Consider the following 24,926-nt stretch of genomic DNA (forward strand, 5'->3'; position numbering starts at 1 on the left):
GAGCGTTATTCTTTACCTGCTTTGAATAGAAAGTCCTTCTCTGATTTTGACAAGCTTTCATAACCAGATTTACTTATTTTATCGAGTATGGCATCTATCTTTCGTTGCCTGCTTTCTTTATCATGGTCAACTGTGGCATTAACGGTGGACTTAGCTTTACGGTAAACCGTTTTTAATGGAGCTTTTTTCGACTTTTTAAAGAGGTTGGCAAAACTATCCACTAGTTTAGAAAATCCTTCACCTATATCCTTACCTTTCAACAATTGTCTGGCATATACATACCCTAGTAAAGCACCTCCCAAATGCGACAAATGTCCGCCTGCATTACCCCCTGTGGGAATCTGAATCAAATCCACCAAAACAAAGAAAACCCCAATATACCAGAGCTTAACGTTAAAAAAGATAATCCTCACCTCTTGGTTGGGAATATAGGTACACACAAATATCAAAACAGCAGTTACCCCTGCAGAGGCCCCTATCAAAGAAGTATTGATCCCCAAAAATGCAGGAAAAATATTATAGCTCAAAAGAAATAGGAGTCCGCCTAAAATAACCCCCAGGAAATAAACATTAATGAATCTTTTGGGACCGAAAAGGTTTAAAAAAATGCGGGATGCAAAATAAAGCATTATCATGTTCCAAAAGATGTGCCCCAGCCCAGCATGAAAGAAAGAATAGGTAATAATGGACCATGGCTGTACCAGAAAATCAAAAAAATCTTTGGGCAACTCAAACCATTGCATCAGGGTATTTGGAGACAATTGAAGTAAAAACGTCAGCAAGCCATTAAAAATAAATATCACCACATTAATGGCAATTAATTTTTCGGCGATGCTCAGTCTTGCAAATTGATATTTTAAATTACCTGTGTTCATAACTAATCCCAACGGTTTTTGTTAAACTGGTTCTTTTTCCAGTACCACATCATTAGAAAACCAATCAACGCACCACCAACGTGTGCGAAATGTGCTATTCCACTTCCAAAGATAGCATAACCGGTAATCCCTGAAAATAAATCCAGACCTATCAATACAGGGATAAAATATTTCGCCTTAATAGGAACAGGTAAAAATATTAAGAATAGCTCGCTATTGGGGAATGACATCCCAAACGCCACCAACACTCCATATATAGCACCAGAAGCCCCTACAGCAGGGGTATTGAAGGCACTTAAAAAATTATCAATCGTACTTTGGGGAGCTAGGTTATACCAATCTGGACTATATTTTCCACTTGAAATTATCTCAATGACTTGGCTCCTTGTAATACCAGAGTTTACCAGAACATCCATGCCCTCATTAAAGTAGTAATAGTTCACGGCCGTATGCAAAAGTGCCGATCCCAACCCAGCAGAAAAATAGAAAAAGAAGAATTTATTTCTACCCCACATCCGCTCCAGAGGCGTACCAAAAGCCCATAAGGCATACATATTGAATACAATATGCATTAACCCTCCGTGCATGAACATATGGGAGAGGATCTGCCACAGTTCAAAATTTGCATTTTGGGGAAACCAAAGTGAAAACAACCTGTACATTTCTTCGCCGTAAAAGGAGGTGGCCACAAAAAACAATACATTAATTATAAGTAAATGCTTTATAGCATCAGTTAGTCTTCCCATTTAAATAAATTTTTTATCAATATCGTTTTCCGTGATCGTAATATAAATTGTCTTGTTGAAAGGGCTTACCTTCGACTCCTTGCACGCGAACAAATCGTTCACCAAGGCCAGTTGCGAATTTTTATCCAGTACCTCCCCTGTCTTGACCGCCAGGGTTTTACAGAGGGTTTTGGAAAGGATATCTGTCTGTGAAAAATTATCACCGGTAACATCCTGCTGGTAGTCTGCAATCAATTGATCCAAGACCATACCTACCTCACTTTCCGCCACTAACAAAGGAACCCCGGTAATTTCCAGTACTTCCTTGTCTGCTTTTCCAAAACCAAAACCTATGTTAGCCAGACTTTCCTTTATCTCCTCTATTATAGCCATGTCTGAACTAGAGAAGGACAAGGTCAATGGGAATAATAATTGCTGGCTTACTGCCTCTTTTATGGTAATATTTTTTAAAAACTTCTCATAAAGTACACGTTGGTGTGCCCGGCTTTGATCTATTACAACCATTCCAGAAATAATGGTGGTCACAATGTACTTCCGCCTTAACTGAAAAGTGGTAGTGGTGGACTCCATTACTTCCTGACTACCATCAAAAATGGAACCCGTTATACTATCAGATTCAAAACTTACACTAGAGAAACTATCTTCCTTCCCAACTTTGGATTCCAATCCAACATACATACTTTCCCATCCTTTGGTACTCTCCTTTTGATGGGAATTCCTAAAACCTCTCTGCATTTCCTCTTTAAAGGGGTTAAATCCTGAATCCACAACCACTTTAGGGAGTTCTGCGGCCCTATTTTTAAAGGCATAAGGCGTTTCCAAATTAAGATCTTGTTCAAAATCCAGTGCAGGGGCAACATTGAACTGTCCCAGACTATGTTTTACGGCAGACCTCAATAAAGCATATAAAGTATGCTCATCATCAAATTTGATCTCGGTTTTAGTAGGATGGATATTAATATCTATAGAAGCTGGATCCACTTCTAAATACAAGAAATAACCTGGGTGGTTTTCTGATTTAATAAGTCCCTCAAACGCTGCCACCACTGCATGGTGGAGATAGGGACTTTTAATAAAGCGGTTATTGACGAAAAAGTATTGCTCTCCCCTACTCTTCTTGGCAAACTCAGGTTTCCCAATGTAGCCGGAAATTTTCACTACCTGTGTCTCTTCTTCCACAGGGACTAATTTTTCATTGGTCTTACTTCCAAAAATATTGACAATCCGTTGTCTATAATTGCTTTGGGGCAAATTGAACAATTCGCTCCCATTGTTGTAAAAATAGAAATGAATGGAGGGATGTGCCAGAGCTACCCTGTGAAACTCATCGGTGATGTGCCTAAGTTCCACACTATTGGATTTTAGGAAATTTCTTCGGGCGGGAATATTAAAAAAGAGGTTTTTTACCGCAATGGAAGTTCCTTTTGGGGTAACGATCACTTCTTGCGCCGCAATTTTACTCCCCTCTATTTTAATATGGGTGCCTACTTCTGTATTGGAAGGCTTGGTCTGCAGTTCTACATGGGCTATTGCCGCTATTGAAGCCAAAGCCTCCCCCCTGAAACCTTTAGTGCTCAGGTTGAATAAATCTTCTGCACATTGTATTTTGGAGGTAGCATGCCTTTCGAAACTGAGTCTGGCATCGGTATCGCTCATTCCAACACCATCATCTACCACTTGGATCAGGACTTTTCCTCCATCCTTAATAATAAGTTTTATGGATGTGGCCCCTGCGTCTATGGCATTTTCCATCAACTCTTTAACTACTGAAGCTGGTCTTTGTACCACTTCACCAGCAGCTATTTGGTTGGCAACATGATCTGGTAAAAGTTTAATGATATCGCCCATTAAAAGAATATGTCTATTTTACCATATTTTACTGCGGCATAGGCAAATATCAAAAGGAAGATGAGTATAACGAAAAAACGAAGCCTACGGTTCCTATCACTTCGAGCACTTTTGATTGTTTTCCAATCATCCCGGTAACTCTTTTTTCTGTAGCCGGCAAAATACTCCCCGTCTGGTTTTGCTTCTTTTGACTTCCTTAATTTTTCTATACGCTCCTTGCGCTCGTTATAATAACGTGGGGAATAATTATAGGATTTATTCCTACTTAATTTAAAAAGCGAAGGGAGTCTCATATTTATCTTTACTATCTTCAAAAGTACTGAAAATAGGGCAAAATGGCGGAATGTAGATGCTAAAAATTGTTAACAACCCAGAAATCTTGATACATAGCGGATTGCCATTTAAATGCGGTATATTCAGCTAATAAACCACGATGTTTTCCCAAAAGAAAGAAAACTAAATAACTAGAACCCTGATTTAGTTGCCCAGGGCAGCCATCTTAATAGCGGCAATAGCAGCTTCCGAGCCCTTATTTCCGTGAATCCCTCCACTGCGATCAATGGCCTGTTGCAGGTTATTGTCGGTCAACACACAAAAGATAACAGGTGTATCTGTAATTACATTTAGGTCCTTTATTCCTTGGGCCGTGGCACTGCACACAAAATCGAAATGCTTTGTCTCCCCTTGGATAACACTTCCAATAGCAATTACGGCATCCAGATTTTGGGTAGCAATCATTTTTTTGCTTCCAAAAACCAATTCATAACTACCAGGAACGTTCCAGCGAACAATATTTTCCTTTGAGGCACCACAATCCAACAAGGCTTCCATGGCCCCGTTGTATAAGCCTTCCGTAATTTCTGAATTCCATTCAGAAACAACAATCCCAAACCGAAAATTCTTCGCGCTTGGGATTGTAGCTTTATCGTATTCCGATAAATTCTTGTTAGCCGTGGCCATTATTTATTGTTTTTGTGACTTTCCGATAAAAACATCTATCGTTCTGGCTTCATCAGAAGAAGCATAATCATCCTTAATTCTTTGAAAATATTCCAGTGCCTTATCACTTTGGTTTAATTCCAAAGCTGTAATACCTGCCTTGTACAAGAATTTAGGCGCGGTAAAACTATTGTCACTGTGTGCTACAGCTTTCTCATAATAAGAAAGTGCATCTTCAGGTTGGTTCAATTGAACGAAAGCATCTCCAAGTCCTCCTTTTGCAAGAGCCCCCAAAATAGCATCATCAGAAGAGAAATCTTCCAAATGATTGATTGCTTCCTGATAGTTCTGCATGTTCAAATAAGCCATCCCTGCAGAATAATTTGCAACATTGGCGGCTTTTGTACCACTGTATTCCTTTATAATATCCAAAAATCCGTATTTTCCTTCTGCACCATTAAGTGAAAGGGTGAACAATGAATCGCGCTCTGTAGTGCTGTTCAATGCCTGATCAAAATATTGCTGCGGATAGTACATTTCATTATCTGCGCTCGCCTCCATTGGCTTAACCACAAATTGATTGTAGGCCAAATATCCTAAAACGGCAACTGCGATTACACCAATAATACCTAGAATGTAGTTTTGATTTCGTGAAACCCACTCTTCGGTTTTGGAAGCACTTTCGTCCAGAGTACTAAAAACTTCCGCGGTTGTACTGTTCTGTTCATCCAATTCAATCTCTTCAGCTTTGTTCTTTGGTTTGTAACCTCTCTTATTGTATGTTGCCATTTTTAAATTTATTGATCGCGCAAAAATAAAGTTTTTATTGAAATCCGAAAGGTTATTTATTCGTTATTTTTCGATAATTTGCACGATCCTTAGCTATTGAAAAATAAAACTGTTACCTCTCGGAATGTTTCTGAAAAAATTAGCCCTTATTAATTACAAGAATTTCAGCTCCCAAAACTTCGAATTTGATCATAAGATAAATTGTTTTGTAGGGCCTAATGGAATTGGCAAAACCAATATTTTGGATGCTATTTACCACCTATCTTTCAGTAAGAGCTACTTTAATCCGGTGGCTACCCAAAATATAAAACACGGGGAAGATTTTTTTGTCATTGATGGTGAATACGAAAAGGACGGCAGAGAGGAAAAAATCATCTGCAGCCTCAAAAAGGGCATGAAGAAGGTTGTGAAACGCAACGGAAAAGCCTACGAAAAACTTTCGGACCATATCGGATTTTTACCCTTGGTCATTATTTCCCCGGCAGATCGTGATCTTATTATTGAAGGTAGTGACACCCGAAGAAAGTTCATGGATGGGGTCATATCCCAATCGGATAAGTCATACCTATCCTCCCTTATGAATTACAATAAGGTCTTGGCACAGCGTAATTCACTTTTAAAATACTTTGCCGCCAACCATACTTTTGACCGCACTACCCTTGCTGTATACAATGAACAGTTGGACAGGTACGGTACTGAAATCCACAAAAAAAGGGTGTCCTTCCTAGAAGTGTTCATTCCTATTTTCAAGGAACAGTACGAAGTGATCTCTGGAGCCAAGGAAGAGGTTCATATTAATTATGATAGTAAATTATTGGAAGATGGTCTGCTTAATTTATTGGAAGGCAGCCTAGAAAAGGATAGGGCCTTGCAATATACATCTGTTGGCATTCACAAGGATGACCTCAACTTTGAAATTGAAGGATTTCCAATTAAAAAATTTGGTTCCCAGGGACAACAGAAATCTTTTCTGATCGCATTGAAATTGGCCCAGTTCAATTTTATAAAAACCCAGGCAAAAACAACCCCGATCTTACTTTTGGATGATATTTTTGACAAACTGGACGAAAATAGGGTGGCACATATTGTTTCCTTGGTAGATGATGATTATTTTGGCCAGATATTTATCAGTGATACCCACGCCGACCGCACAGAAGAAGTTGTAAAAACCATTCATAAGTCGTATAAAATTTTTAAATTATAGCATGAGAACAATCCTGTACGTCTTCGCGTTTATATGCCTACTCAGCTGCCAGCGGAGCATTTCCGAAAGTGATCTCACCAAACTAAACGGGTATTGGGAAATAAGCGAAGTGGAGTTTGCGGACGGCACCACAAAAGAATACACAGCCAACACTACTATTGATTTTATAGAAATTGCGGGTTTCAAAGGTTTTAGGAAAAAGGTGCAGCCCACCTTGGAGGGCACATACTATGCCAATGATGATACGGAATCGTTTTTGATCCTGCAAAAGGAAGACTCCTTTGAGTTTCATTATAAAAACAACTTAAGCGAATGGAACGAGATGTTGACTGCCCTTACGGATAATACCTTTTCGGTAGTCAACAAGGAAGGTATCACCTATCACTACAAGAGGTACGAACCCATCAATATTAACGAATAATGGCCAAAAGAAAGAATGACAATATACCCTTAAGTGAAGCATTGCAGGAATTCATCAAAGTGAATAAACTGCAGAACGGCATGGATAAGGTGAATGTTCGGGAAGCTTGGGCCAATCTTATGGGAAACGGGGTAAACAACTACACCACATCCATTGAATTAAGAAATGAAACGCTTTTTGTTTCTCTCTCTTCCTCCGTACTCAGGGAAGAATTAAGTCATGGAAAATCAAAAATAATCACCTTGATCAATGAGGAGCTGGGTAAGGAGTTGGTAAAAAAATTGGTCTTGCGATAATAAAAAAAACCTACAGAAAATTCCTGTAGGCCCTTTGTATATCTTTGTATTCTACTAGTAGATTTCTCTTCCTGCAAAATGAAAAGCACCTTCTATAGCTGCATTCTCATCGCTATCCGAACCATGTACTGCATTCTCTCCTATTGAGGTTGCAAACAATTTACGAATAGTACCTTCAGCTGCATCAGCAGGATTTGTAGCCCCGATAAGAGCCCTAAAATCTTCAACTGCATTTTCTTTTTCCAAGATAGCAGCTACAATTGGACCTCTGGTCATAAATTCTACCAATTCTCCAAAAAATGGACGCTCTCTATGAACACCATAAAATTCTTGTGCATCCCTTAAGCTCAATTGTGTGTATTTCATAGCCGCAATTTTAAATCCTGCAGACGTAATTTTCTCCAAAATTGCACCGATATGTCCATTCTCAACCGCATCGGGCTTAATCATGGTAAATGTTCTGTTTGTAATCATCTTCTTTTAAATTTTGCGCAAAAATACGCTTTATTCATTAACCCGCAAGCCTTAATAGCTTTGTTCTAGTTCCCCAAGTAATTCTCCGTCGTCCCCAACCATTTTGAAAATCACCGATTTTTGATTAAAGTCGAAATGTAATAGTCCAAAACTTTTCGTGTTAACCACTTCTCCCACTCTATATGGATTGGGTTCCCCCGAAAAACTTGAATAGACATGGGTAAGGCCACTACTGGTGAAATCTATCAAGGGATAAGCAAGTCCATCAACATTTGTCCTGGAAAATTCCGATATGTGTCTATCTCCACTTAAAATAACCACTCCATTTGCATTTGAGGAGGCGATCAAATTTTTTAAACGGTCTACTTCATGAGGAAAATTACCCCAGCATTCAAAACCATGCTCATTGGATAAAAACTGAATACTACTAACGATGATATTAAAATTTGCTTTGGAATTGTTCAATTCATTTTGTAGCCAGGCCCATTGGGCTGTCCCTAATACCGTTCCTTGTCCATAAACATTTGGTTTATTTCTCTTTTTTGTTTCCCTGTCCGGGGTCAGGGCAGTTCTAAAATATCTGGTATCCAAAACGATGATCTTAATATTCCCTTCAGGCAAAGTATAATCATGACTGGCATATACCCCTTCCTGTGATCTTCTGGGACTATCCATTGGTACATCCATAAAGTCCAGAAATTCCTGTTGACTCCATGTTTTTCCTTTGAACTCCACTCCCCCATCATTTAAACCATAGTCGTGATCATCCCAAGTACCGATAACTGGTATTTGGGTTTTTAATAAGGCATATCCTTCAACCCTATCTTGTTCCAAATACATTTCCCTTAATTTATTCCTATTATCCGTATCCGCATAGATAATATCTCCCCCCCAGATCCACACATCTGGATTAGAGGCAACTATATCATCCCATAAAGGATTGTTCAAACTACTCTTGTTACAGGAACCAAATGCAATGGTGAAGTCGGAAACCGTGGGCTTCGGCATCTTGGTTGTAACTGCTGATTTACAACCATTAAATAGAATAATAAAAATAAAATAATACACTATTTTTCCCATGCAGAATTGTTTTAAACCGATGCTCAAAAATAAGACTTTTAAGAATAAGGTCTATATGATAAAATTGTATCTTTGCGCCCATGAATTTGAAGGATATAGAAGCTACTGAGGCATTACTCTCATCGCCACAAAAAATTGTAATAGTACCACACAAAAACCCTGATGGAGATGCTATCGGCTCAACTATGGGCCTTTATCACTATCTAAAAAACAGAGGTCAGGATGCAACGGTGATTTCACCAAATGATTATCCCAAGTTTTTAAAATGGATTCCCGGTAATGAACACATCGTGAATTTTGAAAAAGATTCCAATCACGCCAAACAACTCATTGCAGAGGCCACTATAATTTTTACACTGGATTTCAACCACCTTGGAAGAATAGACCAAATGCAGCCCTATTTGCAAGAGGCCAAGGCAACATTTATCATGATCGACCATCATCAGGCTCCTGGTGACTATGCAGATATCATGTATTCCGATGTAAGCATGAGCTCTACCTGTGAAATGGTATATAATTTTATAGAATTCCTGGGCCATAGGGATCAGATCAATGCCGATATAGCCAATTGCCTTTACACGGGAATTATGACCGACACAGGTTCCTTTAAGTTTCTCTCCACCACAAGCAGAACCCATAGGGTCGCCGCCGATTTAATAGACAAAGGTGCCAACAACACCTTAATTCACAATAAGGTTTTTGACACCAATACCCCTAGTCGCCTACATCTTTTAGGATGTGCTCTTAAAAATATGGTCATCATGGAGGATTACCATACGGCCTTTATCACTTTGAGTCAAGAAGAGCTGGACAGCAATAATTATAAAAAAGGAGACACAGAAGGTTTTGTCAATTATGGACTAACCTTGGATGGTATTTGTTTTGCAGTGATTTTCATTGAAAACAAAGAGGATGGCATTATTAAGATTTCCTTTAGGTCCGAAGGTGATTTTTCTGTAAATGAATTTGCAAAAAAACACTTTCAAGGTGGTGGGCACACCAATGCCGCTGGCGGAAAAAGTGATATGCCATTAGAGGAGACAACAGCTTATTTTGTGTCCTTATTGGAAAACTATAAAGAACAATTGAACGCATGAAATATTTATTGACCCTTTTAGTCTTGAGCATATCTTTGGTATCCTGTCAGGAGGCAGAACCAAGAAGGCCTATAAAAGTAAGGACAGGTAGTTTTTTTAAAGAAACCATAAAGCGAAACAAAGAACTGCTGGCCCAAGAAGAAAAACAGATCAAGGAAATCATAGCAAGGGACACGGCTCACACCTACCTAAGCAGTTCACAGGGTTCATGGTATTATTATGAAATAAAAAATGATTCTGTGGCCTACACTCCAAAACCTGACGATCTGGTTACATTTACCTACAATTTGGTGAGTTTCTCCAATGATACCATTTACAAAAGTGAGGAAATGGGGACAATACAGTACAAGGTGGACAAGCAGAACCTTTTTCCAGGTTTAAGAAATAGTATAAAATTACTGAGGGAGGGAGAAAAGGCAACCTTTTTATTTCCTTCTTCCTTGGCCTATGGCTACCATGGGGATGATAAAAAAATAGGCACCAATATACCCGTTAAATCAACCATAACACTTTTAAAAATAGAAAAACTAAAAGACAGTATCCAAAATTAAATTTATTGAAAAAAATGAAAAAAGCATATTTATTATTCGTGGCCGCGGCCATAGCCCTTACAAGTTGTAAATCTAGCCAACATGCCGACTTAGGCGATGGCTTGTTCGCCAATATCCAAACCAATAAGGGCGATATCATTATTAAATTGGAAAGTGAAAACACTCCTGTTACCGTTGCAAATTTTGTTTCCTTGGCAGAAGGTACCAGTCCATTTGTCAGTGATAGTCTAAAAGGCAAAAAATACTATGATGGACTTGTTTTCCACAGAGTGATCAAGGACTTCATGATCCAAGGAGGCGATCCCACAGGTACAGGAAGAGGAAACCCAGGATATAAATTCAAGGATGAGTTCAATGACTCCCTAACCCATTCCAAGGCCGGTATTCTTTCTATGGCCAATTCTGGTCCAACCACAAATGGTAGTCAGTTTTTTATCACCCATAAAGAAACACCATTCTTAGATGGCAGACATACCGTTTTCGGCGAAGTTGTAGAAGGCATGGAGGTTGTTGATAGCATTGCCAATGTAAAAACTTCTATAGAACCTATGACAAAAGATAGGCCTATTGAAGATGTTGTCATGAATAAGGTAGAGATCATCCGTAATGGGAAAGATGCCAAAAAGTTTGATGCCGTTAAGATTATGACCGATTATTTTGCTGAAGAAGAGGCAAAAATAAAGGCCATGGAAAAAATGAAAGCTGACTTCTCAGCCGAAATTGAAAAACAAAAGGCAGAAGCTGAAACCTTGGCTTCAGGACTTAAGATCTATAGCATTCAAAAAGGGACGGGAGAGTCTCCAAGAGTAGGTCAGCAAGTAAATGTATTCTACGCAGGTTATTTAGAATCTGGCGAATTGTTCGACAGTAATGTTGAGGCTGTCGCCGTAAAATATGGCAAATTTGACGAGAGAAGAAAAGTAGGTGGCGGTTATGAAGCCATTCCTATGGATTATAGCCCAGAAGCACGGTTGATAGCTGGTTTTAGAGAAGGTCTATTATCTATGAAGGTAGGTGATAAAGTTCGCTTGTTCATTCCATCTCATTTGGGTTACGGTCCTTCTGGAGCAGGAAATGTAATTCCTCCAAATGCCGATCTAGTATTTGATTTGGAAATCACTGGGATAACGGAATAACAATCTTTTGTAAGCATAAAAAAAAGCTCGCAATTTGCGAGCTTTTTTGTTTTATAAGTTAACCTAAATGAATTGGTAACTCCTATGTTTTACCAACTTTGAGACTTTAATTCTATGGTAGCCTTAAGGATATCCATCTGAGATATCTGACCTACCAGGACACCATTCTCCACAATAGGAAAGCGTCGCCTTTTGGCTTGTAAAAATTTATTGGCCGCATCAAATATATCCATATTACCATCGATGGTCTCTACATTGGAAATCATATGCTGTCCAACAGTCCTGGTCTCACCCGGAAGATTGTGATACTTGCTTTCACTGATGTGTTTGATACAATCCCCCTCGGAAATCATTCCGACAAGTTCATAATTATCGTTCACGACCGGTCCACCAGATATCCTATACTTGATCAATTGGACAATTACTTCTTCCACCGACTGCTCCGGCTTGAAGGTAATCAGTTTTTTGGTCATATAATCACTAACCTTTAACGAGACCATATCCTTGGATTCCCGCTGTTTCATTGGCCCTTGAAAACTCTTGATTCCCATAATTAGTTCATTTTAAGACAATCTTTAAATTACTAAAAACAAGCGAGTTATCCAATAAATTTGAGTTAAATTATTAGTGGATCTAAAACCTATTTCTCCTTCCTTGGTATATCTTTAAGTATTTCCAACAAAAATTTCCAAAACTTCTGGACCGATGGAATACTTACTCTTTCATCCGGAGAATGGGCACCTTTGATAGTGGGACCAAAACTGATCATGTCCATATCGGGGTAATTTTTGCCCAGAATGCCACATTCCAATCCAGCATGGCAAGCAACCACATTAGCGCTATCCCCAAATACATTTTCATACTTTTTTTCCAACACCTTTAGAATATCCGAATCAGGATTGGGATTCCACCCTGGATAATCCCCACTGAGTGTCACCTCACAGCCAGCGAGTTCAAATGCACATTTCAAGGAATTTGCCAAATCCAATTTAGCAGAATTTACGGAAGACCTCGTTAGGCACATAATTTCCACAAGTCCATCTTTTACAATTACCCTGGCTATATTATTGGAGGTTTCCACCAAGTCTTCCATTGCAGCACTCATGGCATAAACACCATTTTTGGCAGCATAGATCGCTTTTATTAATTTTTGCTGAGCATCTGAATCCATCATTAATGTAGGAACTTCAACCTTCCCTACCCTGACTTCCAACTGCGGTTCTGTATACTTTAATTCATCTTTAATGGTTTCCACCAAGACCGATATCTCATTTTCAAATTGTGCCATATGCTTTTCCTCAACAACAACCACAGCAAAACTTTCTCTGGGAATGGCATTACGAAGGCTTCCGCCATTAATTTCAGAAACTCCGATATTAAAATCAACACAAGCCATATAAAGCAGCCTGTTCATGAGTTTATTGGCATTCCCAAATCCTCTATGGATATCCATCCCACTATGTCCACCTTGCAAACCTTTCACGGTAATGGAAAAAGCCATATGATTTTTGGGAACAGTTACCTCCTTATATTTTCTCGTTGCAGTAACATCTATACCACCAGCGCAGCCTATATCTATCTCATCATCCTCCTCGGTATCCAGATTCAGTAATATTTCACCTTGTAACACGCCACCTTTGAGTCCCATAGCGCCAGTCATACCAGTTTCTTCATCAATAGTAAACAAAGCCTCTATTGCCGGATGAACCACGGTATCACTTTCCAATAAGGCCATGATTGCAGCAACTCCCATACCATTATCCGCCCCAAGGGTTGTTCCTTTTGCCTTTACCCAATCCCCTTCAATCTTCATCTCTATTCCTTGTACATCAAAATCAAAAACAGTGTCCGAATTTTTTTGGTGCACCATGTCCAAATGCGATTGCAGGGTAACCATTTTTCTGTCCTCCATGCCACTTGTAGCTGGCTTACGGATGATGACATTACCAACCTCATCTTTAAACGTTTCCAATCCCAGGGATGTTCCAAAATCCATCATAAATTGAATAACTCGTTCCTCTTTTTTTGAGGGTCTTGGGACCGCATTCAAATCAGCGAATTTGTTCCAAACATTTGCGGGTTCCAATTGACGTACTTCTTTGCTCATATGATTCTATAAAGTTGAACCCAAAAATACACATTGAAAAACGACTACGCCACAGTTGTGACCATTTAACATTTAATTAGAGCATTGGTCTACAAATACTAATTCTGATTGGTTATTTTTGATTTGATGAACAACCGATTAAAAAATACTATTGCCCTATCCCTTATCCCACAAATTATTCTGGTTAAATGGATAGGACAATACCCCAGATTTATAGAATCTTACTATAGTTTAGGGGTATACCCATTTATATCCAAAATCTCAAGAACAGCTTTTGGGTGGATTCCTTTTTCCATCGGTGATATCATTTATGCGCTGTTGTTCCTGGCCATTATACGCTATTTAATTTTGAACAGGAACAAGATAAAACAACAACCCAAGTCCTTTATCCTAAATATTTTTGTGGTACTCTCAACGGCCTATTTCACGTTTCATCTTCTTTGGGGCCTAAATTATTATAGGACCCCTTTAAGCGAGACTCTGTCATTGGAAGAAACCAATAACAGCCAAGCTTTGGAAACATTTGTAGAAAAGTTGATTGACAAGACCAATGAAACACACATGCTCATTACAGCTGATAGCACACAATTGGTTAAGGTGCCCTATTCCAAAAAGCAAATATTAGAGAAGACGGTAAAAGGATATCAAGAATTAGAATCCCAATTTTCCATTTTTCATTACCAACGGCCGAGTCTCAAAAATTCCTTGTTTAGCAAAGGCCTTTCTTATATGGGTTATGGCGGATACCTCAATCCATTTACAAATGAGGCGCAAGTAAACGCATTACTTCCCAATTTTAGGTATCCTGTGGTCGCAGGACACGAAGTGGGACACCAGTTAGGCTATTCAGCTGAAAATGAAACCAATTTTATAGGATACCTAGTTACTTCTTCTAATAGCGATATCTATTTTAAGTATTCCGCTTATTCCTATGCTCTTGCTTATTGCCTTTCCGATATTAGGAAAAGAGACGAGCCTACATTTGAAAGGTTGTTCAAAACAATAAATGGTGGAGTGAAAAAAAACTACAATGAGATATCCGAATTCTGGTTGACCTATAAAAATCCGACTGAACCAGTTTTTAAATCCATTTTCGACACTTTTTTAAAGGCCAATAACCAGTCTAAAGGCATCGATAGCTACAACGCCGTGGTGACGCTTTTAATAAATTACCATGAAGAGCACCCTTTATAATGTTAAAAAAAAGTGAATACGCGTTAAAAGAGTCTTAAGAATTCTACCTTTAAAGAGACTAATTTAAAATACCCTTATAAAAATGAAAATGCGACTTCTAGTCTTGGCCATATTATGGTCGAGCACAACTTTGTTTGCACAAGATTATTTTCCTAAAAATGATGGCGTAAAAACAACGAACAACAACTACACGGCATTTACCAATGCAAAAATTTATGTAACCCCAACACAGATTATCGATGGTGGAACTTTACTTATCCAAAATGGCAAGGTAGTCCAAGCAGGTAAGACGGTAACCCTACCCAAAAGCACCATTGTTATTGATTTGAACGGGAAATCAATCTACCCATCATTTATCGATATCTATTCAGATTTTGGAGTAGAAAAACCAAAAAAAGCCTCCGGTGGAGGGAGAAGCGGAGAATATGACCCTTCCAGGGAAGGTTATTACTGGAACGACCATGTAATGCCCGAAAATAAGGCCATTTCCGTATTCAAGTACGATGATAAAAAGGCCAAAGAAATACGTGATGCCGGATTCGGCGTGGTTAACTCCCACATTCATGATGGTATTGCCCGTGGAACGGGAATCCTTGTAGCTTTAAACGGCGCTGGAAATGATGCGGAGAGGATCTTGGATGATGCCTCAGCCCAGTATTTCTCGTTTGATAAGAGTATAGCCAAAACCCAAGCCTATCCTTCTTCATTAATGGGATCCATGGCCTTATTGAGACAAATGTACAGTGACGCCGATTGGTATTCCAAAGGGAACTCCAAAACAAAGGATCTTTCTTTGGAAGCCTTGAACAATAACAAAGGATTGATATCCATTTTTGAAGCAAAGGACAAAGGCAATGCCCTAAGGGCCGATAAAATTGGGGATGCCAATAACCTACAGTACGTTATCCTAGGTGGAGGAAACGAATACGAGAGCATCAATGAAATAAAGGGCACCAATGCCAAATTTATTTTGCCCCTAAATTTCCCTGACGCCTATGATGTATCCAACCCATACCAAGCCTCTTATGTGACTTTGGAAGATATGAGATATTGGAACCAAGCCCCATCCAATCCAAAGGTGATGGCGGAAAATGGAGTTGCATTCTCTTTTACACTTTACGATTTAAAATCCCCATCAGCATTTAAAGATAAGTTGATGCAGGCCATTGAAAATGGGCTTTCCAAAACAAAGGCTTTGGAAGCACTGACCACAACGCCAGCAAGTATTTTGGGGAAATCCAACAAAATAGGATCCCTTACCCCTGGTAATTATGCCAATTTCCTAATTACATCTGGAGACGTTTTTGACAAGGGCACTACTCTTTACGAAAACTGGGTTCAGGGAACAAAAAATATTGTAAACAGTAAAGACCAAAAAGATATTCGAGGGGATTATGACCTAGCTATTGGTGGAACAACTTATAATGTTGCCATTTCTGGTGAAGTCAACAAACCAAAATCGGAAATCAAGCAGGACACCGTAAAATTGAAATCGAAGATCAGTTATGACGATAACTGGTTGGATCTTAGTTTCAACACGGATAAAGGTGAAAAGATTTACAGGATGACAGCCCTTGTAATTCCTTCTTCCGATAATATTAGTGGACGTCTTGTATTGCCAGATGGTAGCGAGTCTTCTTTCAACGCCGTAAGAACAAAAGCCTTTACCGAAAAAGAAGATGAGAAAAAAGACAAAGAAGCTCCAGTTGTAGTTCCAGTTACCTTTCCTAATGTAGGGCATGGATATGCTACAAGACCGGTACAAGAAACTATGTTGTTTAAAAATGCAACTGTATGGACCAGCGAGGATGCAGGAATCCTAGAAAATACGGATGTCCTAATAAAAAATGGTAAAATTTCCAAGATCGGAAAAGACCTAAGTTCCGGTGGAGCCAAGGTAATTGATGCCACAGGAAAGCACCTTACAGCTGGAGTTATTGATGAACACAGTCATATTGCAGCACTTGCCGTAAATGAAGGTGGACAAAATTCTTCTGCAGAGGTTAAGATGGAAGATGTTGTAGACCCGGAGGATGTTGGTATCTATAGGGATCTTGCAGGTGGGGTTACTTCCATACAAATACTACATGGTTCGGCCAACCCTATCGGAGGACGTTCTGCCATAATTAAACTTAAATGGGGTGAAACTGCAGATAAGATGATCTACAGCAATTCCCCTAAATTTATAAAGTTTGCTTTGGGAGAAAATGTGAAGCAATCCAACTGGGGTAGCTTCAACCGTTTTCCACAGACCAGAATGGGGGTAGAACAGTTATTTATGGACTATTTCCAAAGAGGCAAAGAATACGATGCCAAAAAGAAAAGCGGACAGCCTTACCGTTACGATGAGGAAATGGAGGTTATTGCTGAAATCCTGAACGGTGAGCGTTTTATTAGCTGTCACTCTTATGTACAAAGTGAAATAAATATGTTGATGAAGGTTGCCGATAAGTTCGGATTTAAGGTAAACACCTTCACCCATATCCTTGAAGGATATAAGGTTGCCGATAAAATGGCCGAACATGGAGTTGGAGCTTCTACCTTTAGCGATTGGTGGGCTTATAAATTTGAGGTCAATGATGCTATTCCTTACAATGCTGCCATAATGCACAGTCAAGGCGTAACAGTTGCCATCAACAGTGATGATGCCGAAATGTCCAGAAGATTGAACCAAGAGGCTGCAAAAACCGTGAAATACGGAGGCATGAGTGAACTGGAAGCCTGGAAAACCGTTACTATCAACCCTGCTAAATTATTGCATATCGATAACCGGGTGGGAAGTATCAAAGAAGGCAAGGATGCTGATGTTGTTTTATGGAACGACCATCCATTATCGATATACGCCAAAGCTGAAAAGACCTTAATTGATGGGGCTGTTTATTTTGATCTGGAAAAAGACAAGCAATTGAGACAATCCATAGACCAAGAGCGAAACACCCTGATCAACATGATGTTAAAGGAAAAAGATAATGGCAATGCTACACAAGCTCCCGTGAAAAAAGAAAACAGACTGCTTCACTGTGATAGCCTATAAGCCTCTTAACAATGTCTAAAACGTAAAGATAAAAGAAATGAAAATAAAAACATATATACCTTTAATTCTGCTGGCGCTTACAAGTTCTCTTGGATTTGCACAGCAGACCCCTGCTTCTGCACAAAAAGAAGCAATGACCATAACAGGTGCTACGGCCCATATAGGGGACGGCACGGTTATGGAGAACACCACTTTGGTTTTTGAAAACGGGAAAATTACTGCACTAGGCGGACCTGATACCCCGACCAAAGGTACCGTAATCAATGCCGAAGGAAAGCACATTTATCCTGGGTTCATCACGCCATGCTCCTCTCTAGGACTTGTAGAGGTAGATGCAGTTAGGGCAAGTGATGACCAAGACGAACTTGGTGATATGATCCCGCATGTACGCAGTCTGATCGCATATAACGCGGAATCAAAGGTCATAGAAAGCATGCGTCCCAATGGGGTTTTATTGGGACAGATATCTCCCAAGGGAGGTAGAATTTCGGGAACCTCTTCCGTAGTTCAGTTCGATGCATGGAACTGGGAGGACGCTGCAGTTAAAACAGACGACGGAATACACTTAAACTGGCCGAGCACATTTAGAAGAGGCCGTTGGTGGGAAGGTGAAGCCAGAGGTTTACAACCGAATAAAGATTACACTAAAGATGTTGGTGAAATTGAGGTTTTTGTTCAGAATTCCGCTGCGTACAACAAAGGGACCACCAATGAGAAAAATCCCGTTTTTGATGCTATGAAAGGTGTTTTCAGCGGATCTCAAAGAATGTTCGTTTACGCCAATGGGGAAAAGGAAATGATCGATGCTGTGACCAACCTTAAAAATTGGGGAATCAAAAATGTTGTTATCGTAGGTGGTTACAACGCCTTAAAGATTACCGACTTTCTAAAGGCACAGAATGTTCCAATTTTGGTGAATCTACCTCATGACCTTCCAAGCTTGGATGATGATGATTATGATCTTCCCTACAAATTGCCAAAACTATTAACAGATGCGGGCCTATTGGTGGGTATCCAAAATATTGATGCAGCCAATTTCCAAGCTCGGAATCTACCCTTCTATGCCGGACAAGTAGCCGGACAAGGATTGGATAAGGAAAAGGCCTTGGCCCTAATCTCCTCCAATACTGCTAAGATATTAGGGATAGATGACCAATATGGTACTTTGGCAATAGGTAAAAGTGCCACCCTCTTTATTTCTGAAGGCGATGCTTTGGACATGCGCACCAATAAATTGAGCCATGCGTTTATAGATGGACGCATGTTGTCATTGGAAACACACCAGACGGAATTATGGAAGCGATATATGGGAAAATACAACGGTAAATAATCCTGTATTTCTCAAACTAAAAATCCCTGTAGACAAGTTTTCTTGTTTACAGGGATTTTGCTTTTTATTGGATAAACACTACTCTTGGACCTTCCCTTCTACAAATTTGGCTTGTGGAGGCTTTTCAAAGAAAGCATCGGGTTTTGCCGTTTCACTCAAGACCACATTTTCAAACGGAACCGTATTTTGACTTTCCTTCATGGTCCTGCCCTCATAGGAATACCAGGACATAGATTTTGGCAAAACTACATCGGACACTTCCATCCAATCATCATATCGAATCCATTTAACATTATCTGACTTCTCTCCGCTTCTATAACTTACTGTATACCCAAGCCAAGCCATTTGGAATGTCTCTGGGTCGTAATGGATATAATATTCATCCTTATAGGACGTCCCGACCCCGGGATTGTAGGATATGCTAATCCCTGGATAGGTTTTACCCTGGAATGAGACATCTTCTGCAGTACCATAAACAATACCGTCATCGGCCAAAACAAATGGCATGGCATAAAAATAGAACATAAGGTTATGGTAGAAAACGGGATCTCCTTGGTAAGAATTAGTACTGTCCATTAACCAAACCTGTTCCCCGTCGAATCCCATTGAAAAATCGGGCGCTTCCACCTTATCCATTCTGGAATATAGGTTTGTGGTATGGGTTTCTGTTTTTCCAGGCTTTGGAATATCGTATACCAAGCTTTTCTTGTTTTTCCAATTTTTCAGTCCACCGTGGGCATCAAAAATTTTCACGAGACCTTGGGGATATTTGCTAAGGTCCATTTCCTCCACGTCAGTTGTCGCTTCAACTTCATTGACGGGTTGTTCTGTTTTTTTCGCTTCCTTACAGGATAATAAACCTATAAAGAGCAATACTAGTAATGAATATTTCATGTAGTCTTAAGTTAGAATTTTACAATTTGTCGTAAGCGGCGGTGATAGTTTACGGGATTAGATTATTTTTGTGCCAATGGCAGAAAACAAGTACATCAGTAGTTTACAAAACCCTTTGGTCAAGAAGGCATTAACACTTAAAGAAAAATCCCGTGAACGCAAAAAAACGGGATGTTTTGTATTGGAAGGAGTTAGGGAACTACAACTTGCAATAAAAGGCAACTATGAACTTGAAACCGTTTTCTTTTATGCGGATATTATCTCCAAAGAAGAGGTACTGGGCCTTTTAGGACAAGAAATAGGTCATGAAGTATTAATAGAAATTTCTAAAGACATCTATCAAAAATTAGCCTATCGGGAAACTACTGAAGGCGTTTTGGCGATTGCCAAATCCAAATCGCACTCCCTGGAAGCAATGGAATTCAGTACTAAGAACCCTTTGGTCTTGATCGCAGAGGCCCCTGAAAAACCAGGAAACATAGGTGCTATTCTGCGCACTGCAGATGCGGCCAATTTGGATGCGGTCATCATTGCCAACCCCAAGGGTGATCTGTACAATCCAAATATCATACGATCCAGTGTTGGCTGTGTCTTTACCAATCAAATAGGCGTAGGCTCTACTACTGAAGTCATTAAGTTTCTAAAGGATAAAGATATTGCCATTTATTGCGCAGCTCTTACCGCTTCAGAAAAATACACTTCTGTGAAATTTAATGAAGCATCGGCCATAGTGGTAGGAACAGAAGCAACTGGGCTATCGCCTGAATGGTTGGAAAATTCCACCAAAAACATCATTATTCCGATGGAAGGTGAAATAGACTCCATGAATGTTTCGGTCTCAGCCGCAATAGTTATATTTGAAGCGAAAAGACAAAGGGAGTCCCAATAGGAACACCCACCCCGCAGTTTCCTCAAAACCCGATTACATGGACAGTAGTGTTTTATTTTATATCATCATAGGCATATTAAGTGCCCAATTCATATTGGAGAGGATACTGGACTATCTGAATTCCAAAAGATACCAAGATCCGGTACCCACAGAATTGAACGATGTTTTTGACCCCTCGGAATACGAGAAATCCCAGCAATACAAAATCACCAATTATAAATTCGGTCTTATAACTTCTACATTTTCATTTTTACTCACTATTGGATTCCTAATATTTGGAGGATTTGAATGGATTGATTCAATGGCCAGGAGCTTTTCTGACAACCCCATTGTTATTGCATTGGTATTCTTTGGAATTATCATGATCGGGAGCGATCTTTTATCTACTCCCCTCTCTTATTACCAAACTTTTGTAATAGAGGAAAAATTCGGATTCAATAAAAGTTCAAGAAAATTGTTCTTTATGGACAAGTTAAAGGGTTGGCTAATGACCATTATCCTTGGTGGAGGAATTTTGGCCTTGGTCCTATGGTTTTTTCAATGGGCAGGTACCAATTTCTGGATCTATACTTGGGGAGTTATTGCCCTGTTTTCAATATTCATGAACATGTTCTATAGCAAATTGATAGTTCCCCTGTTTAACAAACAGACCCCCTTAGAAGATGGTTCCCTAAAGGAAAAATTGGAAACCTATGCCAAGAATGTAGGGTTTGAACTCAAAAATATTTTTGTTATCGACGGATCAAAAAGATCGACAAAAGCGAATGCCTATTTCTCCGGCTTTGGAAAAGAAAAAAGGGTGACCCTTTACGATACCTTGATCAACGATTTGGACGAAGACGAGATCGTAGCCGTATTGGCACATGAAGTAGGACACTATAAGAGAAAGCACATTATTTTTAATCTTGTTGCTTCCCTGTTGTTGACAGGAATTACGTTATTCATACTTTCTGTTTTTATCAACAACCCACAGGTATCCTTGGCTATTGGCGTTTCCCAACCGAGTTTCCATGCGGCATTGATAGGATTTGGGATATTGTACAGTCCTATTTCTGAAATTACGGGATTGATCATGAATTACCTATCTAGAAAGTTTGAGTATGAGGCAGATGATTATGCCAAGAACACCTTCGCTGCCATGCCATTGGTCTCCTCTTTAAAAAAACTATCCAAAAATAGTTTAAGCAACCTAACTCCACATCCGGCATATGTGTTTATGCACTATTCCCATCCTCCGCTGATCGCTAGAATCAGGAATTTAAAGGCATAATTTTTGTTGGTTGATAGTAAAGTTTGTCTTATTTTTAAAATATGATGACGGAAGCTGCTATAGAAAAAGAAAACAAGCAAATTGCCAAGCAATACAAAGAGTTATTGCGAATCAGCTATCAAAATTTATCTCTTGATGATAAAAAATTGATACGCTCGGCATTTGACGTGGCTGTTGACGCCCATAAGGAACAACGCAGAAAATCTGGGGAAGCCTATATATTTCATCCTATTGCCGTAGCAAAAATTGTAGCCTCCGAAATTGGTTTGGATGCCGTTTCCATCGCCTCGGCCCTGCTACATGATGTTGTGGAAGACACTGCATATACCCTGGCCGATATTGAACGCATGTTCGGGGAAACCGTTGCCCGTATTGTGGATGGGCTAACAAAGATCGCACACCTTAAAAAGGACATGAATATCTCCCAGCAAGCGGAGAACTTCAGAAAAATGTTGCTCACCCTGAATGATGATATAAGGGTGATTATCATTAAAATCGCGGACCGATACCACAATATGCTCACCATGGATTCCATGCCAGAGGATAAACAGGTGAAAATTGCTTCGGAGACTCTATATATTTATGCTCCCCTAGCCCACAGAATAGGCCTTTATAATATAAAAACAGAGCTTGAGGATCTAAGTCTTAAATATACGGAACCGGAAGTTTACAGTGATATCCTTGGTAAAATTGAGGAGACCAAAGAAGAGCAGGTTGCCTATATAGATGCATTTTCAGGGGTGATCAGCAACTCATTGGACAAGGAAGGTCTCAACTACCTTATCAAGGGACGAATGAAATCAATCTTTTCCATTCGTAGGAAAATGAAGATGCAGAATGTCCCATTTGACGAGATCTATGACAAATTCGCCATTAGGATCATCTATAAGTCCGATCGTCAAAATGAGAAATTCTTGGCGTGGAAAATCTATTCTATAGTCACAGATCATTTTACTCCTAATCCAGTGCGATTAAGGGACTGGATATCGTCCCCTAAATCTACCGGTTATGAGGCACTCCACATTACCGTAATGGGGCCAAAGGGAAAATGGGTAGAAGTTCAGATCCGTAGTGAAAGGATGCATGAGATCGCAGAAAAAGGGTATGCTGCACATTTTAAATACAAACATGGGGAACAAAAAGAACAGGGACTCGAAATGTGGCTCAATAGATTACAAGAAGCCCTTGAAAATGCAAATACCAACGCTGTTGATTTTGTAGAAGAGTTTAAACTAAACCTCTATTCTAAGGAAATTTTTGTTTTCACCCCAAAAGGAGAGTTAAAGTCGCTACCAAAAGGGGCAACCCCTCTAGATTTCGCTTTCAACATCCATACCGAGGTAGGTATGAAAACCCGTGGGGCCAAAGTGAACGGAAAATTGGTGCCACTAAACACAACCCTGCACAGTGGGGACCAAGTAGAGGTGATCACCTCAGAACAGGCAAAACCCAATCAGAGTTGGTTGGATTATGCCACAACGGCCCGTGCCAGATCTAAAATAAAATCTTCTCTAAAGGAGGAAAAGAAATCAATTGCCCTAGATGGTAAGGAGGTTCTGAGAAGAAAACTTAAATCCCAAAAAATATCCCTGAACGAGGACACCATTAATAAAATGGTCATCTTTTTCAAACTGAAAACGAGTTTGGATCTTTTTTACAGGGTGGGAATTGGTGCCATCGACAACCAAATGCTAAAAGATTTCGCGTCCTCTTATAGTAATGCCTTCATCAGTTTCTTTAAAAATAAGATCAGGAGGCACCATGTCCCTGAGGATATCAATAAAGACGAAATCACCTCCAAATATGATATTCTGGTATTTGGTAAGGAAGAGGAAAAATTGGCCTACAAGCTCTCCCAATGCTGTAACCCTATTCCGGGGGACGATGTTTTTGGCTTTGTCAGTGTCACAGAGGGCATCAAGGTGCACAAAAAAAACTGTCCCAATGCTATAGCCCTGCAGTCCAACTACGCCTACAGGATCATTAGCGCCAAATGGATCGATAGTAGTCAGGAGGAATTTACAGCTGAAATTCAGCTTACTGGGATAGATGACCTTGGATTGGTAAGTGATGTCACAGAAATTATTTCCGACAACATGCACGTAAACATGCGGAATCTAAATTTTAGCACAGATGGAGGCACATTTACGGGAAAAATCACCGTGGTCGTAAAAAATAATAGTATTCTCAAAAAATTAATTGAAAATTTAAAGCAGCTTAAGGGGATCGACAAAGTAAGCAGAATTTAAATTTTAGCTGTACCTTTGCAGTTGAATGCAGCAAACTCTTTATGGGCACGAATAAGAACCAAGAAATTGTAAAAAACGTTTTCACCACCTTTCTTGAAGAAAACAAACATAGAAAAACTCCAGAACGTTATGCTATACTTCAGGAAATCTATGAAAGTGAAGAACATTTTGATATAGAATCGCTCTATATCAATATGAAAAACAAGAATTACAGGGTGAGTAGGGCTACCCTTTACAATACCATAGAGCTTTTATTGGATTGTAAGTTGGTACGAAAGCACCAATTTGGCAAAAACCAGGCACAATACGAAAAATCATATTTTGATAGACAGCATGACCATGTTATCCTTACCGATACCGGCGAGGTTATTGAGTTTTGCGATCCGCGAATCCAATCTATCAAAAAAACAATAGAAGAAGTTTTCAATATTAAGATCAGTAATCATTCCTTGTACTTCTACGGTGTTAAAAACAAGGAAGAAATTTCAAACAACTAATCAATT

General features: G+C 39.5%; 24 protein-coding genes. 13 read left to right on the forward strand and 11 right to left on the reverse strand.

The window, feature by feature from the left end; all coding sequences use genetic code 11:
* Positions 1 to 5: 5 nt before the first annotated feature.
* From ABXZ32_RS01155 to ABXZ32_RS01180, 6 genes are all read right to left on the reverse strand, one after another.
* On the reverse strand, positions 6 to 875 hold the full coding sequence (locus tag ABXZ32_RS01155) for a rhomboid family intramembrane serine protease (RefSeq protein ID WP_354616857.1): 870 nt from the start codon (positions 873 to 875) through the stop codon (positions 6 to 8).
* Between the two features lie 2 nt (positions 876 to 877).
* Complete coding sequence (locus ABXZ32_RS01160; protein WP_354616858.1) at positions 878 to 1,621, reverse strand: rhomboid family intramembrane serine protease; 744 nt, start codon at positions 1,619 to 1,621, stop codon at positions 878 to 880.
* Positions 1,622 to 3,469 carry a DNA mismatch repair endonuclease MutL gene (gene mutL / locus ABXZ32_RS01165; protein ID WP_354616859.1) on the reverse strand — a complete coding sequence of 616 codons (1,848 nt, stop codon included), beginning with the start codon at positions 3,467 to 3,469 and terminating at the stop codon, positions 1,622 to 1,624.
* On the reverse strand, positions 3,469 to 3,762 hold the full coding sequence (locus ABXZ32_RS01170) for a hypothetical protein (RefSeq protein ID WP_062054998.1): 294 nt from the start codon (positions 3,760 to 3,762) through the stop codon (positions 3,469 to 3,471). Before ABXZ32_RS01170 ends, mutL begins: the two co-directional genes overlap by 1 nt.
* A 184-nt stretch (positions 3,763 to 3,946) precedes the next feature.
* Positions 3,947 to 4,429: a 6,7-dimethyl-8-ribityllumazine synthase gene (ribH, locus tag ABXZ32_RS01175; protein ID WP_354616860.1), complete on the reverse strand. Its 483-nt coding sequence runs from the start codon at positions 4,427 to 4,429 to the stop codon at positions 3,947 to 3,949.
* A gap of 3 nt (positions 4,430 to 4,432) precedes the next feature.
* The gene (locus ABXZ32_RS01180; protein ID WP_354616861.1) at positions 4,433 to 5,197 is read right to left on the reverse strand and encodes a tetratricopeptide repeat protein; all 765 of its coding nucleotides are present in this window, start codon (positions 5,195 to 5,197) and stop codon (positions 4,433 to 4,435) included.
* Positions 5,198 to 5,321: 124 nt separating this feature from the next.
* Between ABXZ32_RS01180 and recF the strand changes: the two genes are divergently transcribed.
* The 3 genes from recF to ABXZ32_RS01195 are packed head-to-tail and all read left to right on the forward strand — an operon-like array spanning position 5,322 to position 7,118.
* The gene (gene recF, locus ABXZ32_RS01185) at positions 5,322 to 6,401 is read left to right on the forward strand and encodes a DNA replication/repair protein RecF (protein WP_354616862.1); all 1,080 of its coding nucleotides are present in this window, start codon (positions 5,322 to 5,324) and stop codon (positions 6,399 to 6,401) included.
* 1 nt (position 6,402) lies between these two features.
* Positions 6,403 to 6,822, forward strand: a complete 420-nt coding sequence (locus ABXZ32_RS01190) for a hypothetical protein (RefSeq protein ID WP_354616863.1) — start codon at positions 6,403 to 6,405, stop codon at positions 6,820 to 6,822.
* Positions 6,822 to 7,118: a DUF721 domain-containing protein gene (locus ABXZ32_RS01195; RefSeq protein WP_062055008.1), complete on the forward strand. Its 297-nt coding sequence runs from the start codon at positions 6,822 to 6,824 to the stop codon at positions 7,116 to 7,118. The genes ABXZ32_RS01190 and ABXZ32_RS01195 overlap by 1 nt, the downstream gene beginning before the upstream one ends.
* A gap of 54 nt (positions 7,119 to 7,172) precedes the next feature.
* Here ABXZ32_RS01195 and ABXZ32_RS01200 read toward each other — a convergent pair whose 3' ends face one another.
* Together ABXZ32_RS01200 and ABXZ32_RS01205 are read right to left on the reverse strand one after the other, a co-directional pair.
* Positions 7,173 to 7,592, reverse strand: a complete 420-nt coding sequence (locus ABXZ32_RS01200) for a nucleoside-diphosphate kinase (protein WP_354616864.1) — start codon at positions 7,590 to 7,592, stop codon at positions 7,173 to 7,175.
* Between the two features lie 51 nt (positions 7,593 to 7,643).
* A complete protein-coding gene (locus ABXZ32_RS01205; protein WP_354616865.1) occupies positions 7,644 to 8,672 on the reverse strand; it encodes an alkaline phosphatase D family protein in 1,029 nt (342 codons plus the stop codon).
* A gap of 80 nt (positions 8,673 to 8,752) precedes the next feature.
* Here ABXZ32_RS01205 and ABXZ32_RS01210 point away from each other — a divergent pair, with 80 nt between their 5' ends.
* From ABXZ32_RS01210 to ABXZ32_RS01220, 3 genes are read left to right on the forward strand one after another with little or no spacing between them, the layout of a single operon-like run.
* Positions 8,753 to 9,769, forward strand: coding sequence for a DHH family phosphoesterase (locus tag ABXZ32_RS01210; protein WP_354616866.1), 1,017 nt, complete (start codon positions 8,753 to 8,755; stop codon positions 9,767 to 9,769).
* A complete protein-coding gene (gene gldI / locus ABXZ32_RS01215; protein WP_354616867.1) occupies positions 9,766 to 10,320 on the forward strand; it encodes a gliding motility-associated peptidyl-prolyl isomerase GldI in 555 nt (184 codons plus the stop codon). The genes ABXZ32_RS01210 and gldI overlap by 4 nt, the downstream gene beginning before the upstream one ends.
* Positions 10,321 to 10,334: 14 nt before the next feature.
* A complete protein-coding gene (locus ABXZ32_RS01220) occupies positions 10,335 to 11,456 on the forward strand; it encodes a peptidylprolyl isomerase (protein ID WP_354616868.1) in 1,122 nt (373 codons plus the stop codon).
* A gap of 89 nt (positions 11,457 to 11,545) precedes the next feature.
* On the opposite strand, the gene ABXZ32_RS01225 is transcribed toward ABXZ32_RS01220, so the two are convergent.
* Both ABXZ32_RS01225 and ABXZ32_RS01230 read right to left on the reverse strand, forming a co-directional pair.
* Positions 11,546 to 12,007 (reverse strand): CBS domain-containing protein, encoded by a 462-nt coding sequence (locus tag ABXZ32_RS01225; protein ID WP_354616869.1) that lies wholly within the window; start codon positions 12,005 to 12,007, stop codon positions 11,546 to 11,548.
* An 89-nt stretch (positions 12,008 to 12,096) separates the two neighbouring features.
* Positions 12,097 to 13,563, reverse strand: coding sequence for an aminoacyl-histidine dipeptidase (locus ABXZ32_RS01230; RefSeq protein WP_354616870.1), 1,467 nt, complete (start codon positions 13,561 to 13,563; stop codon positions 12,097 to 12,099).
* 126 nt (positions 13,564 to 13,689) lie between these two features.
* Here ABXZ32_RS01230 and ABXZ32_RS01235 point away from each other — a divergent pair, with 126 nt between their 5' ends.
* The 3 genes from ABXZ32_RS01235 (at position 13,690) to ABXZ32_RS01245 (ending at position 19,121) form a co-directional block, all read left to right on the forward strand.
* The gene (locus ABXZ32_RS01235; protein WP_354616871.1) at positions 13,690 to 14,757 is read left to right on the forward strand and encodes a DUF3810 domain-containing protein; all 1,068 of its coding nucleotides are present in this window, start codon (positions 13,690 to 13,692) and stop codon (positions 14,755 to 14,757) included.
* An 82-nt stretch (positions 14,758 to 14,839) separates the two neighbouring features.
* Positions 14,840 to 17,791 carry an amidohydrolase family protein gene (locus tag ABXZ32_RS01240; protein ID WP_354616872.1) on the forward strand — a complete coding sequence of 984 codons (2,952 nt, stop codon included), beginning with the start codon at positions 14,840 to 14,842 and terminating at the stop codon, positions 17,789 to 17,791.
* A 37-nt stretch (positions 17,792 to 17,828) separates the two neighbouring features.
* On the forward strand, positions 17,829 to 19,121 hold the full coding sequence (locus tag ABXZ32_RS01245; protein ID WP_354616873.1) for an amidohydrolase family protein: 1,293 nt from the start codon (positions 17,829 to 17,831) through the stop codon (positions 19,119 to 19,121).
* A 78-nt stretch (positions 19,122 to 19,199) separates the two neighbouring features.
* Here ABXZ32_RS01245 and ABXZ32_RS01250 read toward each other — a convergent pair whose 3' ends face one another.
* Positions 19,200 to 20,015 (reverse strand): DUF6503 family protein, encoded by an 816-nt coding sequence (locus tag ABXZ32_RS01250; RefSeq protein ID WP_354616874.1) that lies wholly within the window; start codon positions 20,013 to 20,015, stop codon positions 19,200 to 19,202.
* Between the two features lie 76 nt (positions 20,016 to 20,091).
* On the opposite strand from ABXZ32_RS01250, the gene ABXZ32_RS01255 reads away from it, so the two are divergent.
* From ABXZ32_RS01255 to ABXZ32_RS01270, 4 genes are read left to right on the forward strand one after another with little or no spacing between them, the layout of a single operon-like run.
* Entirely contained in the window at positions 20,092 to 20,904 is an 813-nt protein-coding gene (locus ABXZ32_RS01255; protein ID WP_354616875.1) for a TrmH family RNA methyltransferase, read from the forward strand.
* A gap of 37 nt (positions 20,905 to 20,941) precedes the next feature.
* On the forward strand, positions 20,942 to 22,174 hold the full coding sequence (locus ABXZ32_RS01260; RefSeq protein WP_354617301.1) for a M48 family metallopeptidase: 1,233 nt from the start codon (positions 20,942 to 20,944) through the stop codon (positions 22,172 to 22,174).
* Between the two features lie 44 nt (positions 22,175 to 22,218).
* Entirely contained in the window at positions 22,219 to 24,423 is a 2,205-nt protein-coding gene (locus ABXZ32_RS01265) for a RelA/SpoT family protein (protein ID WP_354617302.1), read from the forward strand.
* Positions 24,424 to 24,464: 41 nt separating this feature from the next.
* Entirely contained in the window at positions 24,465 to 24,920 is a 456-nt protein-coding gene (locus tag ABXZ32_RS01270; RefSeq protein WP_062055033.1) for a Fur family transcriptional regulator, read from the forward strand.
* Positions 24,921 to 24,926 lie beyond the last annotated feature (6 nt).

Source organism: Sediminicola luteus (assembly GCF_040566555.1).
Taxonomy (GTDB): Bacteria; Bacteroidota; Bacteroidia; order Flavobacteriales; family Flavobacteriaceae; genus Sediminicola.